Here is a 19,489-nt window from a genome sequence, read left to right as displayed (position 1 = left end):
TCTCAACCTTCGACTCACCGTTTACAACACTAGTAGTAATCTTCTTACCATCAACAGGATCACTAATCTTCTTCTGCGTATTATAAGGAAGATTTTCATCAGCCTCATACTTCATCACACCATGAAGAATCTCAGTCTTAGTAGAACCAGTCAAAGTACCAATAGGCATAGAAGTATGCTTCTTAGGATTACTCAACGCACCAGTATCAGGATCAACAGTATACGTTGTAGTAATAGTCTTATCACCATCATGAGTAACCTCAACATTACCAACCTTAGTTAAACCATTCTTGGCTGGCGTTGTCTCAACCTTCGACTCACCGTTTACAACACTAGTAGTAACCTTCTTACCATCAACAGGATCACTAATCTTCTTCCGCGTATTATAAGGAAGATTCTCATCAGCCTCATACTTCATCACACCATGAAGAATCTCAGTCTTAGGAACATTAAGGTTTAATTTTATAGTTCCAGTGTAGTTAGAGGTAGCGTTGCCAATTTTAATATTTTTGCGCTCAAAATTGATATGTATAGTACCGTAATACGGTAAATCCTTGCTAAGAGTAAATACACCATTCGCAATACTGCCAATACCGCTATCTTTATCCTGAATAGTAAAAGTAACATCAGGGAATTCATTATAAACAGGTAGCTTAGTTTCCTTAGTAGTAGAGTTAATAGAAATAGTTTGAGTACCCATTTCAAGTTTTTCTAGGTTCTTCAAATTCTTCAACGGATCCAAATTAGAAACCTGATTACCAGAGAAATAAAGTTCTTTTAGGTTCGTCAAATTACTTAGCGGAGTCAAATCACGAACCTGATTATGAGATAATTCAAGTTTTTCTAGGTTCGTCAAACGCTTCAATAGACTTAAATCAGAAACCTGATTACTAGAGAAATTAAGTTTTTCTAGGTTCGTCAAACCACGCAACGGACCCAAATCAGAAACCTGATTACCATAGAAATCAAGTAATTCTAGGTTCTTAAAGCATTCAAGCCCTGTCAAATCATGAATTCCTAATCTTAAGTCTGCCTCATCCAACCTATCAGCAGCAGCAATTGTAATATCTGTCGCATTGCCGTCAATAAGTTTTTCTTTTTTCATAGCATCAAGCAGTTTCTTTTTTAAAACTGCATCTGGGATATTAATAACTTGATTCTCGTCATAACCGGAACTGCTTCGATCTGCGTACGTAGTAGTAGAAGTAGAAGGAGAAGGAGTAGTAGCATTGCTGCTCGCGTACGCTACCTCAGGAGTACTACCTGCAACAACACCCATTGAAGTTGCAATACCAACGCTAACAATAATCGGCAAAACCGAATTACGCTTCTTCTTACTACTCTCCATAATCAACCTCTAATCATCAATCTCTACAATTAGTAAAATCACTGTCAAAAAAAGTAGACTTTAATTTACTTGATGACTTTTGCTGAAATATGTAATATAATAAGTAAAAATGGGTGGAAATTCTGCTCATAAGTTTGTAAATTAAAGTCTACTTTTATTTACAAAATTTTTCGATATTTCTTGCATGTAGCCACTTAGAAAACGTAGTATGCGAAACAGAAAGTATTTCTGCACCCTCACGCAAATTTACCTGTCCACGCTGCCACCTAGTCGCCACAGCATAAAAATCATCAGGAACCTCAATCTTTGACCTACCAAACACCACACCTCTTTGTCTGGCAACACGAATTCCTTCCATTTGTCTTTGATGAATATTTTCTCGCTCAACTTGAGCAACATACGATAAAATCTGCAATACAAGATCGGCAATAAACTTACCTGTTACACCATTTACATGTTTTCTCGTATCCAGCAAAGGACAATCCAACACTACAATATTTGCTTCTTTTTCTTTTGTGATTTTGTTCCATTGCTCAATAATCTCATCATAGTTTCTGCCTAAACGGTCAATCGACTTCACAAACAACTCATCACCAGATCTCAAACGTCTAAACAATCTCAAATAATTTCTACGATTGAAATCCTTCCCTGATGCCTTGTCAATATAAATACAGCCTTTCCTAATGCCACTGTCTTCCAAAGCCTTAAACTGTCTGTCTACACACTGATCCTTTGTAGACACCCTCGCGTACCCATAGCGCATACTTATTATCTACTCCTTTTTGAACACCATTATTCCAAAAAAGAAAAGAATAATTCAGCATGAAGAATTATAAAACCCCACTCCACAAGGTGGGTGCAAAGTGGCGAATCGACTTGCATGGGCGCTTTGACAGAGCTTGAAATTGCATAACGCATTTCAAGCTCCTTACCAATATATTTTTCGTTTTGCAAGATGGTTTTAATATTAGACAAGTGCTATTTTAAATGTCCTGCACCGTTTTTAACACCGTCTTTTTCAAGACCCTCCGCTATATCTCTAAGGCTTGCTCCTTCTAAATATTCTCTATAGATTCTTCTTACGACTTTTGCTTCCTTTTCAAGAATTACATGTTACTTGAAGATTATGATAAAAAGAATTTGTTTGATGGTGAAGATTTTTTGAAAAATAGGGATAAAGCTAAATTAACTTCAAAATCTAAGGTATTAAAAATAAAATATAAAAAACTAATTATAGGATTGAATATAGCAACAAATGATAGATAGTAAAAATCTATCGTCTTTTTTATACTCAAAATTAGGATGTAAAAATGGTAAGGATAAGAATCCCCACTTAAAACAATTTAATATATAAGACTTTTAGCGATTGAAATATAAATTCAGTCGCTTTGCTAATTGAAATTTATAGATTAAGGATAAGAAATTAATGGATAGAGAAATGATAATTTAGCTGCCTAATATTCTATTGTCGCTTGCCCGTTCATGAGCATAGGTAAAAGCAAATCACGGAGAGCTATCAAAGCTCTATTTTCGCGTTGATTAGACGATATAGTCGTATAATCAGGCATAGCAATGCTATTAAACGTCTTAAGTTCAATCTCATTTAGAATATAAATGGGTCGATTATTAACTAGTGGTTTATCACAAGAAAATACAGCATCACCACTAATGAAAAATGGGTATTCTCCATTGAGATCTTTAGCTGTTACGACTTGAATGGTAGATTTCTTCTCTTCACTGATAATGTCACCAAGCTTTCCGTTTGACTCTCTACGAAAGAATTCGTCACACAACTTCGCCAGTAACGAAAGGTGGGTTATTCACAATCTAGTAAAAAGATTTGAATTAAGCCAGGCAGCGACGCCATCGTTGTTGTTAGAAGCGCAAACCTCGTCTGCAATCGCAAGCAAACGAGGATTACTATTTGATACAGCTACGCCATATCCTCCTGCTAAAAACATATCGATATCTATAATATCGTCTCCAAAAACAACTGAGCGACTAGGCTTCACACCCAAACGATTGCAAATAACGTTCAAAGCATGCCCCTTATTTGCAAGAGGATTCGTAAGCATCCACAAAACATCTTCGCTAATATGTAGCGAAAAGTCACTTGGAAGAATGCTCTGAAGTTTTTCCTTCTCACTATCTCGAGGAACAATAATAATCTTGTCTGCAATGCCACTTGGAACATTAGAAAAATCGGTAATAATAAAATCCTGCTCGTTCCAAAGCATACGAACATCAAAATTAGTGTAACGAACATCGTTCATAACAATGCCAATGCGAAGCGTAGGAATCTCATTAAGCAAGCGCAAACACACACTACAAGCATGTTGAGAATCAAATCCAAAACGCGTAAGAGTATCAATGCTTCTTTGCGAAGTAAGATCGCTAATAGTACTATGCGCGCAATCAAAATCAATAAGAGCGCCATTAAGATATGCGCAAACTTGAGTTTGCAAATCGTGGATAAAATCAAAAGCACTTCCAACAGGTCGGGCTGTAATAATCGCAAGCGGTATTCCACATTCGCTCAAACGCTTAGCAGCGCTAATAGTTTCTTTGCTTAAATATCTGCCTTCAAAAGTTTGTGAATCATGAAGCATAGTGCCATCAAGATCGGCAATAATAAGTGATGGAGAAAAACGAAGCATATGTACCTAAATTTTTAACGCGCGCGCAAGCAACACAATGCGCTTTAATAAAACAAAAGCGCGCAATCTTTCGACTACGCGCTTAAAAGAATACTTAGATAAGTGAGAACTTAGTCATAAGATTCAAGACAACGATAACCGCCACCCAAATCAAAGCTATGATAACAGTCCAACGATTCAAGTTCTTTTCTGCAACACCAGAGCTACCAGCGTTCTTCGTTAAACCGCCGCCGAACATGTCGGAAAGGCCGCCGCCCTTGCCCTTGTGCATCAAAATCAACAATGTTAACAGAATGCTGGTGAGCACAAGCAACACTTGCAAAACAATTTTCACAGCGGACACAAGTAACCTCCTGTTTTTAGTACTCAGTAAAGCATAGTAAAAGCCATTGACCTATAAGCTAAATATATGTTGAATCAGTGCTAAATCTTTCGCTAAATCATTCACTAAATAAGCACTAAATAAGCACTAAATCTTTCGCTAAATCATTCACTAAATCAGCACTAAATAAGCACTAAATCTTTCGCTAAATCATTCGCGGTTTTTATAAGACGCGAGTTTAACAATAGAAGCAAGCTCTTCAACATCTAAAGACGCGCCTCCAATAAGGAATCCATCCACATCTGGCTCACTAATTAAGCTTGACGCATTAGAAGACGTTACAGAGCCGCCATAAAGAATACGCACGGAATTTGCAACATTATCGTCAAAAGTGCGGCGCAAATCGTCTCTAATCGCAAAAGCTGCTTCTTGAGCAGATTGCGCTGTAGCAACCATGCCAGTTCCAATAGCCCAAACTGGTTCGTACGCAATAATCAAACGCGCTGCCTGCTTAGAGTCTAAGTCGCGAGTAACGTCGTGAACTTGACCAACTGCAAAATCAAGTTCTATACCTTGCTTGCGCTCCTCGAAGCTTTCGCCAACGCATAAAATTGGTTGCATTCCAGCTGCAAGAACAGCGCGCACTTGGTCAACAATATTCGCATCGTCTTCTGGATGATACTTTCGACGCTCAGAATGGCCTACAATCACCATTGAGCAGCCAAGACTTACAAGCATATCTGCAGAAACGTCTCCAGTAAACGCTCCTTGAGTTGTAACGGAAACAGCTTGCGCCCCGTAAAGAATAGGAATATTGCTGGATTCAACTAAAACTTGTACGCTTCTTAAGGATGTAAACGACGGCATAAGCGCAATATCGCATTTTTTACAATCGAAGTGAGAATCGCAAAGCTGCCACCAGAATTTTTGAATAAAATGAGTGGCTTCAAGGTGATTGAAATTCATCTTCCAATTGCCTGCAACTAGCGGTTTTCTATTCACACCCATAATCACCCTTAAGAATTAAGAATAAAGAATAAAGAATAAAGATAAATATTAACATTATGCCGACCTCGATTTACAAAATGATTTTATAAAATCGAAGCCGGCACAATATATTAAAGTTATTTATTCAAGCACGCTCAAGCCTGGAAGAGTCTTGCCTTCCAAGAACTCGAGGGAAGCGCCACCACCAGTGGAGATGTGCGAGAAGCCGTCTTCTGCAAATCCAAGATTACGAACTGCAGAAGCGGAATCACCACCGCCAACGATAGTGAAAGTGCCGTTCTTAGTGGCGTCAACCAAGCCTTGTGCTACAGCACGAGTGCCAGCTGCAAACTCTGGAACTTCAAACACACCCATAGGTCCATTCCACACAACAGTCTTAGAATCAACAATCTTATCGTGGAACAGCTTTTGAGAATCAGGGCCAATATCCAAGCCCATCTTGTCTGCAGGAATAGCATCCGCTGGAACAACTTCTGGAGCAACAGGAGTATCTCCTGCTGGGAAACCAGCGTTAACAACAATATCGGTTGGAAGAACAAGCTCAACGCCATTCTTCTTAGCAGTTTCGATATATCCCTTAACCTTCTCGAGTTGATCTTCCTCAAGCAAAGATGTACCGACTTCGTGACCCAAAGCCTTAAGGAATGTGAACACCATACCGCCGCCAATAACAAGGCGATTTGCTTTAGAAAGCAAGTTTTCAATAACGCCGAGCTTATCGGAAACCTTAGAGCCACCAAGAACAACAGTCAAAGGACGCTCTGGATTTTCGGTTGCGCGAGAAAGTGCCTTAACTTCCTTCTCTACAAGCAAGCCTGCAGCAGATGGAAGATCTGCAGCAACATCGTAGTTAGAGCCTTGAGCGCGGTGAACAACGCCGAAGCCGTCGGAAACAAAAACCTCTCCAAGAGACGCAATCTTCTTAGCATATTCAGCGCGTTCAGCAGCATCCTTGCTTGTTTCTGCAGCGTTAAAGCGCACATTCTCAAGCAAAACAACGTCGCCATTGTTCATTGCAGCAACCTTAGCTTGAGCATCTTCGCCATAAGTATCTGCAGCCAAAGCAACATTTACACCAAGAAGTTCACCTAAGCGAGCTGCCACTGGAGCCAAAGAAAGCTCTGGAACAACCTGACCCTTTGGACGGCCAAGATGAGCCATTAAAATAACCTTGGCACCCTGCTCACGCAAAGCTTTAATCGTTGGCAACGCAGCCTTAATACGACCGTCGTCTGTGATAGTCGTGCCCTTAAGAGGAACATTAAAATCGGCACGAACGAGTACGCGCTTGCCGCTCAAATCTCCCAAATCTTTAAGTGTCTTCATTGGTATCCTTTCCAAACCATGATTCAACCAATCATGATGGCGAATTTAACAAGAAAAAAGACGAAAGCAAAGCTAAAACGTCTATAAATTCCACAAATGATTATACCGCATATGTGCAACAAGCGCGCACAATTTCAACAAATATCAACAACAAATATCAACAACAAAATCGCGCGATACAAAAATGCCGCATACTTTGTGTATACGGCATTTAATCAAAGTTAGTAGCTGCAAAAGTTAATTCTAGAATCGACTCACATTCTAGATTTTTCGACTTTAGCGCAAAGTTGCAAAAGTCTACGAATACGACCAGCAACAGCATCTTTTGTGATTGGAGGATCTGCCAAATGGCCAAGCTCTTCCAAGCTTGCATCACTGTGCTTAAGTCGCAACTTGCCTGCCATCAAAAGATTTTCTGGAATATCGTCTCCAAGAACGTCGAAAGCGTGACGAACCTTTTCGCAAGCTTCTGCAGCAGCCTTAGCACTTCTACGCATATTTGCATCGTCGAAGTTTGCTAAACGATTAGCTTTTCCTCTTGCTTCGCCATCAGAACGCTTACCAGTCCATTCTCTAGAAGACCTTGGAGCGCCAATCAAATTAAGCATACGCTCGATTGCGTCTGAATCACGCAAAGTAACGCGCTCGGAGCTTTTAACTTTACGAGCCTTTGCGCTTACACCCAAACGTGCAGCCATAGCTTGCAGAGCTGTTGCAGCCTCGTGAGTTGGGCAAACAATCTCTAGATAACTAGCTTTTCCAGGATCCGATATAGCGCCATGAGCTATAAACGCTCCCCTCCATGCGGCTTTAATTTGCGCAATGCTTCCGCTAACAATCTCTGGAGCTAAGCCTGCAACAATGTGCATACGGCGATCCAAAAGACCAGATTGCAATGCTAAAGCTGCGGCTCCTCGATCAACAAGAACCTCGTAACGAGTAACAACACCCGTAGGCGTTTGACGAGAAGCTTGAGAAATCTTCGCTTCTCTCTGGAAATAAGTCTCAAGCACATCTACGAGCCATTGTGCTGCATTTTGCGAATCAAACTGTGCTCTAATTACAGCTTGATTATTAACTGGCCTTAAACCTCCAGCAAAACGCATCATCGCTGCAGCTTGAGCCATAATAACCGCTGGTTGGTCACTATTATTTGCGACGAGTTCGTTCTTTACGTCGTCAAGAAGAGCCAAGGGAAACCTCCTATTTTGTTCTTCTTAAAGTATGCGTTGGGATTCTTGCAAGATGCCATTGCACGATGCTAAAAACATCTACATGCTCGGCTTTCTGTAGTACCCAATGACTTGGACATTTTACCTTTTAATATTGTTTTTTATATTACATAACACCGTAGGAGAAAATACATTATTAGTTAAATCATGCTCTAGATCTCATCTCTCTAGCAGACACAGTAACTTGTAATCCTCTAGACTTTAATCGTTTTGCAAGCTCTATGCTAATAGCTACAGACCTATGCTGGCCTCCTGTGCACCCAATTGCAATAGTTACATAGTGCTTATCTTCTTTTGCAAAGCCATCGATTGCTGTAAGAAGAGCTTTCTCGTAGGAATCTAAGAATTCTATTGCGGCTGGGTTTTTAAGAACATAATCACTAACAGCTTTATCTTTACCAGTTAAATCTCTAAGTTCTGGAACCCAAAATGGATTTGGCAAAAATCGCATATCTGCTACAAAGTCTGCGTCCATAGGCATTCCGTACTTAAATCCAAAACTAAAAATATGCACAGATACAGTAGAAGATCCTTTTCCAAGCAAGCCTTCGTAAAGCTTAGTTGAAAGTTGATGAATACTAAGAGTAGAAGTATCGATAATAATATCCGCGCAATCTTTAAGATGACTTAAAAGCTCGCGTTCTTCTAAAATGCCATCAATAAGTCTTCCGCCGCGTTGCAAAGGATGCGGCCTGCGCACAGACTCGTATCGCTTAATAAGCACAGAATCGGAAGCATCTAAAAATAGTATTCGAGTTTTTACGCCCAAATCATCTATATGACCTAAAACAGCAAAGAGGTCGTCAAAATATCCTCTAGAGCGAACATCAATCACTGCTGCAAGCTTATGTACTTTAGAGCCAGAAGACGTCATCATGTCTACAAGAGGGATAAGCAGCTTTGGAGGAAGATTATCAATAACATACCATCCCATGTCTTCCAAAGCATTTGCAGCATGCGATCTTCCAGCGCCACTCATGCCCGTAATAAGCATTACTTCAAAATCGCTTGAAACATGCGCATTTTGACTACTTAAAGAAGCGTTATTTGATTGCAACTTAAAAACGGGATTATGAGATTGCATTTCTAGATTATTCTCATCGCTCATAATGCCTCCTGCAATGCTTTTTCCATGCAACTTCTTATGTAATCGTAATCTGTAGCCTTGTCAGATTTATGTTTGACTATACAAGAATTATCACTAGAATCATCACTCGAATCATCACTCGCATATCTATATTCAAAAGTCATGAGTTTTACTTGATCTAATGCCTGGTGTAAAAGCATTTCTTCTCCGCCAATACCAATGCCGTATTTTCTCCAAACTTTAAGCATTTGGCTTGGTCGAGGATCATATACAACGTCTAGCAAAGCTCCTAAATGTTTTATTGACTTTTCTTGGCAATATTCACACAAAGCTAGCGCCAATCCGTCTGCTACATGAGCTGGAACAGTGCTTATAACAATATCTGCGTTTGCAATTGCTTCAATTGCATCCAACGAAGAAATAGATTCTAGAATGTGAGATTTATCACATTTTTCCATATCTTGCGATATTTTTATAAATTCAGAATCAATAGTAGGGAATTCTATACCGCAAACAGGCTTGTAATCGCGTTTGTTTTTAAGATACAAGTTAGACGGCTCTATTCTTCTGCTATTTGGAAAATCCGAGTTATGTTTATCTACTAAATCGTTAAATCTACTAACGCCTTTAACAGTTTTACCATCGCTTTGCAATCTTGCAACAACACTAACTTTGCTCAATTTTGAGCCTTGCGCAATTTCTATTAAAGCTGCCATTGCAGAAGACGCTGTGTTTCCGCTGCCAATAATAACCGCACTTTTAGCGTTTAATATTTTAGATTTTAGAGCGCGCATTAACGCCATTACAATCCCATTTACATCTGTATTACAAAGCTCAATCGTCTCAGGATTTTCTATGCATGGCTTTTTACTAAACACAGCAGTATTTGCAACTCCAAGTGTTTTTGCCCAATAATCGCAAGCTACACCTAGGCTCATAATCGTTTTTTTAAGTGGCATTGTAAGGCTTAAGCCTTTCCAAGAATCATCAAGATTTGCAATAAAATCTTTTAAGTCTTCTTCGCTAACTTTTTCTTTACTATAATGCCAATTTCTCAAGCCCAATGCCTTATATGCAGCGTTGTGTAAAACTGGAGATAATGAGTGCGATATTGGATTGCCCAAAACCGCACAATTGTAGCATTTTTCAACCATTTTCACCTCTTTATTTATGAGCCTATTTATTTATATAAGTCTCTTTATTTATAAGTCTTTGCTTGTAAGCCTTTATTTGTAAGCCTATGCGATTTTACAAATCCTTAGGATCTACACTAAATTTTAATTCTCCACTTTTTCGCATTGCAAAATGCTTTGCACATTCTTTTTTCAAACGATTAACTAATTCGTCTCTATATTCTAATGGCACTCTTACAACTGCTTTAACTCTGTCGTTTAATTCTTCAAATCGTTGAGAATTTTGCTCGTGCAATGTTGAAGGAGGCTTCATTGGAACAATTCCAAGTAAAGGTGGAAGATATTCGGATTCGCAAGATTCGCAAGAATTGCCACTAGATTCGCAAGAATCCACAGAATCCACAGAATCCACATAGCCGCTATTTTTAGTTTCGACTTTTAGCATTGGAAGACTATCTCTAGATAAATCACCATTTTTACTTGCGACTTTTGCAATATCTTCACTCTCACAATCACCCATTGCTCCAATCGCGTTAAGCGTATCTACAACAGCTTGCCTAAAGCCCCATATTCTTGCAACGCAAACAGACGGAGGCAAAAGCGCATCTTCTCTTTCTTTAAGCTCTTGCTTAGAAAGAAGAGAAGAATCCCACTCCTCCAACGATTTAGCGAGAATATCGTAAGTCTCTCCTAAAATCAGCACACTTCCACCTTTGGATTTTGCGCTGCACATAGAAGCCGCCTTCATCCACGCGTTCAAAGTGTCGATTCGAGCATCTAATCCCGTGTTATAAAGACTCGTCCACGCGTCTAAAATCGCAACAAGACCATATTCTCCGCAAGAATTTTTAGAATTGCTTAAAACACGCGGCTGCGATCCAAGCGCGCTAATAACAATCATCGGCTTTTGCTCAATCCACTCAACAACACCGCTTTTTTGTTTTGCGGAAGAAACAATAATCGGAACGTCCTTAAAAAGCTTAAACACTTCTTTAGCTGTAAAATTAACGCCTATATGAACAGCTTCAATCTCTCCAAAATTACTCGCACAATTCGAGCATTTCCAACCTATTGCAACACTTCCACACCACGCACATTTAGGAGCAGAACCGTCTATAGGCAAGTCAAGCGGTCCAGTGCATCGTTTGCAACGCGCAATACAATGGCATTTTTTACACGCAGCTTTTTGAATAGCACTATCTTGGCAAGTAACAAGCAAAACAGGCATTTTAGCGTCTAAAGTTTGCCTAATCGAAGCTAGCGCAGTGTACGGTATTCTAGAACCTGCACTCGGGTCGTTTATTTTAGTCAAATTATTTGAATTCAAAAGACGAACCCACGGACTTGCATTTTGAACAACAGACTTAAAAGGCGTAACCTCTACTAAATGCCCACTAACAGAAGGAGCTAATTTTTTGTTTTCAACTTCACTTTGACTAATAACACTTCTTGCAAAAGACATTGAAACAAATACGCCATTATGATTTTTTGCGCGCAATCGCATAACGCCTCTAGCTTGCGCGTAAGGCATCATGCCGTCTGCATACTGATATGCGCTATCTTCTACAATCACAAAAAGCGCTTGCGACTCAACTGGCGCATACATTGCAGACCTTGTTCCTAAAACGCACGGAACAATACCCTTTTCTATAGCTCTCCACGCTCTATACCTATCTGCTGGAGAATCATAAGCGCAAAGACGAGCAACATCTCCACTTAAAGCGCCACTAGAATTTTGTGACTTTTTATAAGGCTTAAGGCCGTAGACCATAAGCGAGCGCATAACATCGCTCACTTCTCGAATCGTAGGCAAAACAACAGCAACTTGGCGACCCGCGCTTATGGCATTTGCAATAATCCACGCTAAATCTTGTGCCCACCTAAATGCGCCTGGCAAAGCATCTATAAGAAAAGCTTTGTAATTATTCGTAGTATTTAACGTAAAATCATCTTTGGAATGCAAATAATAAGGTTTTTGAACGTTTTCTAGCGCTTGTTTTAGCAAATCCGCGTTTTTGTAAGACGCAAACATGCGAGCATCGGTTGTTTTTATAAGATTTTCCGATCCGCTATATTGATCCTGTTGGTAGTCATCTTTTGATTTTAAGCTTTTACGAAAATCGCTAGTCCATTTTTGCCTTTTAGACATGTGAATATCGTCTAAAAAATTCTCTTTATCTACGCCAGCGATTCTTTTTGGCAAAGCGAGTCGAATAATATTCGCTCTAGTTCCACCATAAGCTTCTGCAATTGACGAAATATCTTGCATAAAAGATTTAGACGCAACTTTTTCGCTCGAAACAATTTTTTCAATAAACTTTAAGGAAGATTTTGGCGTTTCACTCGAATCGCTTCTGCTCCATATGATTCCATTAACGCGTCTCGCGCCAAATTTTACGCGAACCATAACACCTGGTTTTGCGTCTTCATCTTGCGATTGGCTAACAATGTAGTCGAAAGTTTTTCCAAGATGAGGTGCTTGAACGTCTAAAACAACATGCGCAATCGCACAGTTACTCGCTTGGATTGGTGTTGAACCACCCTTTTTGCGCCTGTGCGATTTTTTCGCTAAACCTTCAAGAGAAGGCTGCAACGAAGACTGTTCAAGCATTAATAATCCTTATAAAATCAATCCTTATAAAATTTCAAATCATTTTTTTAACGATTTTACCTCATTTTTAATCTGTTCAACACGATTCAACTCTTCCCAAGGAAAATCAACATCACTTCTGCCAAAATGCCCATATGCAGAAGTCTTCGAGTAAATTGGTCTAAGCAAATCAAGCTCGTCTATAATCGCAGCTGGTCGCAAATCAAAGACTTTGCGAACGATTGCAGAAATATCCGAACGCGTAATTCCATTAGCTTCTGTTCCAAAAGTTTCTACATTTACGCTAACAGGCTCCGCAATACCAATCGCGTACGCGACTTGCACTTCTACTTTGTGAGCCAAACCTGCGGCAACAAGATTCTTAGCAACCCAACGCGCGGCGTATGCTGCAGAACGATCTACCTTACTAGGGTCTTTTCCAGAAAAAGCTCCGCCACCGTGATGAGCGGCTCCACCATAAGTGTCTACAATAATCTTTCTGCCAGTTAATCCTGAATCTGCAGCAGGCCCGCCTAAAACAAACGACCCTGTAGGATTTACAAGCATTCTATAATCACTATAATCAACGCGATTTTCTAAGACTTTACTAAGAACAGGCTCTACAACGTTTTTAACAAGCTGTTCTCTAAGCCAATCAACGCTTACATTAGGGCTATGTTGAGTGGAAATCAAAACAGTATCTAAGCGAATAGGCTCTAACTTTTCGTTATACTCGATTGTTACTTGCGTTTTTCCATCTGGTCTAAGATTTGGCACAATCCCAAACTTTCTAACATAAGATAAGCGTTGAGCAAGACGATGAGCAAGATATATTGGAAGAGGCATATAAGTGTCTGTTTCGTCGCTAGCGTAGCCAAACATAACGCCCTGGTCGCCTGCTCCTTGACTCTTATAACGTTCTTCTTTAGACGCAAGATTTTCGGATTCTAAATCTAATCTAGAAACACCTTGATTTATCTCCGCGCTTTGCTCAGTTAGCGAAACCATTACTCCGCAAGAATCGGCATCTAAGCCAACCGAAGAACTGTTGTATCCAACTTCGCGCACAACTTTTCTTACTATTCCAGGAATATCTGTGTAAACTTCTCCCCTAACTTCGCCAAAAACAACAAATTGGCCTACGCAAGCGCAAACTTCAACAGCAACATGCGCATGAGGATCTTGACGAAGCATGTCGTCTAAAATTGCATCCGCAATCTGATCGCAAAGCTTATCTGGATGACCTTCCGTAACAGATTCTGCAGAAATAAGTTTAGACTCTTTCATAATTCCCCTTTATAACTTTATGACTTTATAAATCAAGCTAACTCTATAAATCAAGCTAGCTCTATAAATCGCGCATTAAAACAATCGCAGCCGCATACCCGCACGCGATTGTAAGCGCAAGGATAATACGGCTGCAATTAAACGAAAAAGAAAACTTAGTTTCCTTCGTTCACATCGTCTTCACCAAGCTTCTCTACTAGCAAACCCTTATTAATCTCGCGGAATGCAATAGAAAGAGGCTTTTCTTGGTTCTTATACTCAACAAGAGGACCGACGTTTTGCAACAATCCTTCGTTAAGCTGTGTGAAATAAGAATTAATCTGCCGTGCTCGTTTTGCGGCAAACAAGGCAAGCGCATACTTGGAATCCGCATGTTGCATTAAATCATCAATAGGCGGATTTGCAAGTCCCGAAGGTGTTGGCTTAGTGCCCAATGCCATAATGTTCTCCATATTCTATGGTGCCACAATAGTTTCCAAATAGTCAATTGTAAGCTATTGCAAGGATATTCAAAACACTAATCAAAATTAAACTAAAGTGATTGGAACTAATCTAAACTAATCTAAATCGTATTCTTTAGCGATTATATTCCAAAGCTCGTCTGCAGCGCGATTAGCATCGTCATTAACAATCACAAAATCAAACTCACTAGACGCAGCAATTTCCACTTTTGCTGTTTGCAAACGCTTAGCTTGCTGCTCAGGAGTTTCTGTGCCTCTACCAATAAGCCTACGCTTAAGCTCTTCAAAGCTAGGAGGAGCAATAAACACGTACACAACTTCCAAACCAAGTCTAGAAGCCTCTTGCTTTACTCTTCTAGCTCCTTGAAGATCAATCTCTAGAAGCGTTGGAACGTTTTGAGCAAGATGATCCAAAACTGGCTTAAGAAGAGTACCATAGTGAGCCATTCCGTGAACAAGAGCAGTCTCTAAAAATTCGCCGTTCTTTTGTCTTCTAGCAAACTCTTCTTCGTCAATAAACCAATAATGAATGCCATTAAACTCGTCGTAACGAGGCTTTCTTGTAGTCGCAGAAACAGAAAGCCAAATATTAGGGTGTTTTTCGCGCAATACCCCCTCAACAGTGCCCTTACCCGCAGCAGTAGGACCAGTAAGAACAATCAATCGCCTTTTAATGGATTGCGTACTTTGTGTATTGTCTAAACTAACCATATTTGACTCTCTTAAATCATTTTTATGAATCCATTAAAGCTTGACGAATATCCCAAGCTATTCGTTCAGTTGCATTAGATAATGCACCAATATCTGGACCGTGCGAAGCAATAGACCTAGAAACAGTTACTAAAACGTTTCCGTGAGTTCCAGCAAAAACAGTTTTCAAATCGTTAGCTTCCGCACCCTGCCAGCCGTAGCCTGGAGAAAGAATAGGGCCAGTAAAACTCGTTAAATCGATTCCACCGCCGTTCATCCAATCTCCAATAGTAGCTCCAACAATCAAGCCAACAGAACCCATGCCCTTTGTATTGTTGTTAAAAGTTTGAGCAGTTTGAGCAATACCATGAGCAACAGTTGTACCACGGTATGAACCAGTTTGGCGAATTGCTGTTTGCAAACTAGCGCCTTCGCGATTAGACGTTAGCGAAGCAATAAACACACCCTTGCCATTATTAAGAGCCTCATTAATCAACCCACCCATTGACCTAGCTCCGTAATACGGAAGAAGCGTAATTGCATCTGTAAGAAGAGGCGCATCTGGCTTAAAATAAGCGTCTGCAAGAGCGGAGATTGTTGTAGACAATCCACCATGACCGCAATCAACAATAGTGATTACATCCATTTGCCTTGCAGCGTACAGCACTCGTTCGAGCGCTGCGAACCCCTTAGACCCGTAGCGCTCGAACATGCTTGACTGGAATTTTACGGCAGCAGCTCTGCCGTTCATGGCTTGAAGCATACGCATGGAGAACAATTCTGCTCCTTGAGCGTCCATATTGTATCCCCAATTAAGCAGCATTTTGCGGTGCGGATCTATACCAACGCATAATGGCCCATATTTTGCCATAGCGTTTTTTAGACGCAATCCAAAATCGGATCTTTGCGCCTGCAATTCCTGCTCTCGTATGCTTTCGGTCATGTATTAAGCCCGACTTTCTTCGTTTTCTGCCTTCTCGATTGCAAACAGTTGCTTTGCATGCTCCTGAATGCTCATCACTTGGTAATCGTTGTTCTTAACGGCTTCTATAGCCATAAGAACTGGTGCAAACTCCGTAATTGTAGTGAATTGCGGAAGGTCTGCTGCAACAGCAGCTGCACGAATAGCATAACCATCCGTACGCGACCCTCTTGAATTCGGCGTGTTCAGCACCATATCAATCTTACCATTTTCAATCAGCTCAACCACGTTTTTGCCGATTCTTTCATGCGAAGGCTCATCATTTCGCACATCCTTCGCCGTGTCGCCTTGGCTAGAAAGCTTATCAACAATAACGGAATCAATGCCATAGCGTCGAAGAACAGATGCCGTACCTTCTGTAGCCCAAATAGTAAATCCAAGTTCTACTAAGCGCACTGCGAGTAATGGTAATTGCCTCTTATCGGCATCACTTACAGACACAAACACGTTTCCACTTGTAGGCAAACCGCCCTTGTATGCTGCAAGCTGACTCTTAGCAAAAGCATGTGGGAAGTCGCGGTCAAAGCCCATAACTTCTCCAGTAGAGCGCATTTCTGGTCCTAGCAAAATATCAACCGTGCGACCAACAGGCGTGCGGAAACGCTTGAAAGGCAAGACGGAAGCTTTAATTGCCACTTGCTGGCCTGGGTGAATATCTCCACCATCTCCCTTTGGAAGAAGAAGACCGCGCTTTCGCTGCTGTGCGATTGTTTCTCCAGCCATAATTCGAGCAGCAGCTTTAGCAAGAGCAACTCCCGTAGCTTTAGAAGCAAACGGAACAGTTCTAGACGCTCTAGGATTTGCCTCAATTACGTACAAAGTGTTTGCCATAAAAGCGTATTGAACGTTAATAAGACCACGAACCGAGCATCCGCGAGCAATCGAAAGCGTGCCCTCGCGAAGTCTACGAATTTGATCGTCGGAAAGCGTGCTTGGAGGAAGAGTGCAAGCTGCATCGCCAGAGTGAACGCCAGCCTCTTCAACATGCTCCATAATTCCGCCAATATAAAGCTCGTTGCCGTCGTAAAGCGCATCAACGTCAATCTCAATAGCATCTTGGAGGAACTTATCAATCAAAAGCGGCGAAGGCAAGCGACCAGAAACAACAGTGTCTGCTCTAGCTTCTTGCAAAGCGCGATCTACGTATTTTGCAAGCTGAGCATCGTCATACACGATTTCCATGCCACGACCTCCAAGCACGTAGCTTGGTCGCACAAGAACAGGATAACCGATTGCGTGAGCTGCATCTTTAGCTTCTTCAAGGCTTAAAGCCGTGCCGTAGCGCGGAGCATTCATGCCTTCTTGACGAAGAACCTCGCCGAAAAGCTCGCGATTTTCCGCCAAATCAATGGCCTCAGGAGTAGTTCCCAAAATCGGAACTCCTGCAGCCTTAAGGCGAGCTGCAAGCGAAAGCGGAGTTTGACCACCAAGCTGAACAATCACGCCTTTAACTGGTCCAAGCTTCTTTTCTGCTTGATAAATCTCAAGCACGTCTTCGAAAGTAAGCGGCTCAAAGTAGAGGCGATCCGACATATCGTAGTCTGTAGAAACTGTTTCAGGATTGCAATTGACCATGATTGTGTCGTAATCCTTACCCAGCTCTTGCACAGCATGAACGCAAGTGTAGTCAAACTCAATACCCTGACCGATTCTATTTGGACCAGATCCAAGAATAATCACAGCTTCGCGATTGCGTGGCTTAAGCTCGCTTTCTTGAGCGTAGCAAGAATAGTAGTAAGGTGTTACAGCGTCGAACTCGGCAGCGCAAGTGTCAACCGTTTTGTAAACAGGATGCAATCCATACGCCCATCGAAGCTCTCGAACCATGTTTTCGCCTTCGTCGCCAAGATTACGCAAATGCGCAATTTGAACATCCGAAAGGCCCGCAAGCTTAGCGCTCTTTAACACTTTTGGCGTCAAATTTTCTGCTTCACGAACCTCTAGCGCTGTTTTGTTAATTAGCGAAAGCTGCTCAACAAACCATGGGTCGATTTTTGTTGCGTCAAAAATCTGCTTTGGAGTTGCTCCACCCCAAAGCGCGCGCTGAATTTGCAAGTAGCGGTGCTCTGTTGGCGTGTGCATTTCTTCAAGAAGTCTATTAACTTCTTCTTTGCTTGGGCGCTCGCCGTCCCAGTTAAAGCACGCGTGACGCTTGTCTATTGAGCGCATTGCTTTTCCAAGAGACTCCTGGAAGTTTCCAGCCAAAGCCATAGCTTCGCCAACAGACTTCATAGAAGTTGTAAGCGTAGTGTCTGCTCCAGGGAACTTTTCGAAAGCAAAGCGCGGAATCTTAGTTACAACATAGTCAATCGTTGGCTCAAAGCTTGCAGGCGTTGAACGCGTAATATCGTTTTGAATTTCGTCCAAAGTGTAGCCGAGCGCAAGTTTTGTAGCGATTTTTGCGATTGGGAATCCAGTTGCTTTAGACGCGAGCGCCGAAGAGCGCGAAACTCGCGGATTCATTTCGATTACGATTATGCGACCAGTCTTAGGGTTGATCGCGAATTGAATATTGCAACCGCCTGTATCAACGCCTACGCCTCGAATAATCGCAATGCCAATATCGCGCATCTTTTGATACTCGCGATCTGTTAGCGTAAAGCATGGAGCAACAGTAATCGAGTCTCCCGTGTGAACGCCTACAGGATCAACGTTTTCGATTGGGCAAACAACAACAACGTTGTCTTTGGAGTCTCGCATAAGCTCCAGCTCAAATTCCTTCCAGCCTTCAATGCCTTCTTCAATAAGCACTTCGTCTGTTGGAGAATAGTGGATGCCTGCTCCTGCAATGCGGTGTAATTCTTCTTGATTGTGAGCAATTCCAGATCCTAAGCCGCCCATTGTAAAGCTTGGGCGTACAACTACTGGGTATCCTAAAGTTTCAACAATCTTGTCTACTTCTTCGATTGAGTGAGCAATAAAGGATTTTGCGCTTTCTGCTCCAGCTTTTTCTACGACTTTCTTAAAAAGCTCACGATCTTCACCGCGATCAATTGCTTCCAAAGATGCGCCGATAAGCTCAACATTGTACTTTTTTAGGATTCCTGCACGACCCAAGTCCATTGCAGCATTAAGAGCAGTTTGGCCGCCGAGCGTTGGAAGAAGCGCATTTGGCTTCTCTTTAGCAATAATGCGCTCCAAAATCGCCGTGTCTATTGGCTCAATATATGTTGCATCTGCAAGCTCTGGATCCGTCATAATCGTAGCAGGATTAGAGTTTACAAGGATTACGCGGATTCCTTCTTCGTGAAGCACTCGGCAAGCTTGCGTTCCCGAATAATCGAATTCTGCAGCCTGACCAATTACGATTGGGCCAGAACCAATCACCATTACAGACTTAATATCATCGCGTTTTGGCATTATAAA

At 41.4% G+C, this 19,489-nt stretch carries 18 protein-coding genes; 1 reads left to right on the top strand and 17 read right to left on the bottom strand.

What is annotated here, in order from left to right; translation table 11 throughout:
- The 3 genes from AC1EKB_RS05690 to AC1EKB_RS05680 form a co-directional block, all read right to left on the bottom strand.
- Nucleotides 1-1,348 (bottom strand): leucine-rich repeat domain-containing protein (locus tag AC1EKB_RS05690; protein WP_481249078.1); only part of this gene is annotated, 1,348 nt, incomplete at its 3' end.
- 154 nt (nt 1,349-1,502) lie between these two features.
- On the bottom strand, nt 1,503-2,111 hold the full coding sequence (locus AC1EKB_RS05685; RefSeq protein WP_481249077.1) for a recombinase family protein: 609 nt from the start codon (nt 2,109-2,111) through the stop codon (nt 1,503-1,505).
- A gap of 215 nt (nt 2,112-2,326) precedes the next feature.
- The gene (locus AC1EKB_RS05680) at nt 2,327-2,455 is read right to left on the bottom strand and encodes a recombinase family protein (RefSeq protein ID WP_481249081.1); all 129 of its coding nucleotides are present in this window, start codon (nt 2,453-2,455) and stop codon (nt 2,327-2,329) included.
- Between the two features lie 3 nt (nt 2,456-2,458).
- Between AC1EKB_RS05680 and AC1EKB_RS05675 the strand changes: the two genes are divergently transcribed.
- Complete coding sequence (locus AC1EKB_RS05675) at nt 2,459-2,614, top strand: hypothetical protein (RefSeq protein ID WP_481249076.1); 156 nt, start codon at nt 2,459-2,461, stop codon at nt 2,612-2,614.
- A gap of 188 nt (nt 2,615-2,802) precedes the next feature.
- Here the strand turns inward: AC1EKB_RS05675 and AC1EKB_RS05670 are convergent, their stop codons facing one another.
- From AC1EKB_RS05670 to carB, 14 genes are all read right to left on the bottom strand, one after another.
- Entirely contained in the window at nt 2,803-3,141 is a 339-nt protein-coding gene (locus AC1EKB_RS05670) for a hypothetical protein (protein ID WP_481249075.1), read from the bottom strand.
- 27 nt (nt 3,142-3,168) lie between these two features.
- Nucleotides 3,169-4,005 carry an HAD hydrolase family protein gene (locus AC1EKB_RS05665; protein ID WP_481249074.1) on the bottom strand — a complete coding sequence of 279 codons (837 nt, stop codon included), beginning with the start codon at nt 4,003-4,005 and terminating at the stop codon, nt 3,169-3,171.
- Nucleotides 4,006-4,099: 94 nt separating this feature from the next.
- Nucleotides 4,100-4,348, bottom strand: a complete 249-nt coding sequence (secG, locus tag AC1EKB_RS05660; RefSeq protein WP_415694091.1) for a preprotein translocase subunit SecG — start codon at nt 4,346-4,348, stop codon at nt 4,100-4,102.
- A gap of 189 nt (nt 4,349-4,537) precedes the next feature.
- Entirely contained in the window at nt 4,538-5,335 is a 798-nt protein-coding gene (gene tpiA / locus AC1EKB_RS05655; RefSeq protein WP_481249073.1) for a triose-phosphate isomerase, read from the bottom strand.
- 120 nt (nt 5,336-5,455) lie between these two features.
- Nucleotides 5,456-6,661, bottom strand: a complete 1,206-nt coding sequence (locus AC1EKB_RS05650) for a phosphoglycerate kinase (RefSeq protein ID WP_481249072.1) — start codon at nt 6,659-6,661, stop codon at nt 5,456-5,458.
- A gap of 254 nt (nt 6,662-6,915) precedes the next feature.
- Nucleotides 6,916-7,854, bottom strand: coding sequence for a DNA-binding protein WhiA (gene whiA / locus AC1EKB_RS05645; protein WP_004130980.1), 939 nt, complete (start codon nt 7,852-7,854; stop codon nt 6,916-6,918).
- Between the two features lie 184 nt (nt 7,855-8,038).
- The gene (gene rapZ / locus AC1EKB_RS05640) at nt 8,039-8,887 is read right to left on the bottom strand and encodes an RNase adapter RapZ (protein ID WP_481249080.1); all 849 of its coding nucleotides are present in this window, start codon (nt 8,885-8,887) and stop codon (nt 8,039-8,041) included.
- Nucleotides 8,888-8,997: 110 nt separating this feature from the next.
- Nucleotides 8,998-10,134, bottom strand: a complete 1,137-nt coding sequence (locus tag AC1EKB_RS05635; RefSeq protein WP_481249071.1) for a shikimate dehydrogenase family protein — start codon at nt 10,132-10,134, stop codon at nt 8,998-9,000.
- Between the two features lie 94 nt (nt 10,135-10,228).
- Entirely contained in the window at nt 10,229-12,724 is a 2,496-nt protein-coding gene (locus AC1EKB_RS05630; protein ID WP_481249070.1) for a primosomal protein N' family DNA-binding protein, read from the bottom strand.
- 39 nt (nt 12,725-12,763) lie between these two features.
- Nucleotides 12,764-13,990, bottom strand: coding sequence for a methionine adenosyltransferase (gene metK, locus AC1EKB_RS05625; protein ID WP_415694086.1), 1,227 nt, complete (start codon nt 13,988-13,990; stop codon nt 12,764-12,766).
- 155 nt (nt 13,991-14,145) lie between these two features.
- Entirely contained in the window at nt 14,146-14,430 is a 285-nt protein-coding gene (gene rpoZ / locus AC1EKB_RS05620; protein ID WP_115793962.1) for a DNA-directed RNA polymerase subunit omega, read from the bottom strand.
- Between the two features lie 117 nt (nt 14,431-14,547).
- Nucleotides 14,548-15,162: a guanylate kinase gene (gmk, locus tag AC1EKB_RS05615; protein WP_016635440.1), complete on the bottom strand. Its 615-nt coding sequence runs from the start codon at nt 15,160-15,162 to the stop codon at nt 14,548-14,550.
- Nucleotides 15,163-15,184: 22 nt separating this feature from the next.
- Complete coding sequence (pyrF, locus tag AC1EKB_RS05610; RefSeq protein WP_016635439.1) at nt 15,185-16,084, bottom strand: orotidine-5'-phosphate decarboxylase; 900 nt, start codon at nt 16,082-16,084, stop codon at nt 15,185-15,187.
- A 3-nt stretch (nt 16,085-16,087) separates the two neighbouring features.
- Nucleotides 16,088-19,483: a carbamoyl-phosphate synthase large subunit gene (carB, locus tag AC1EKB_RS05605; protein ID WP_481249069.1), complete on the bottom strand. Its 3,396-nt coding sequence runs from the start codon at nt 19,481-19,483 to the stop codon at nt 16,088-16,090.
- Between the last annotated feature and the right edge of the window lie 6 nt (nt 19,484-19,489).

Source organism: Gardnerella sialicivorans subsp. sialicivorans (assembly GCF_056746795.1).
This window is presented reverse-complemented; position numbering and strand designations above follow the sequence as displayed.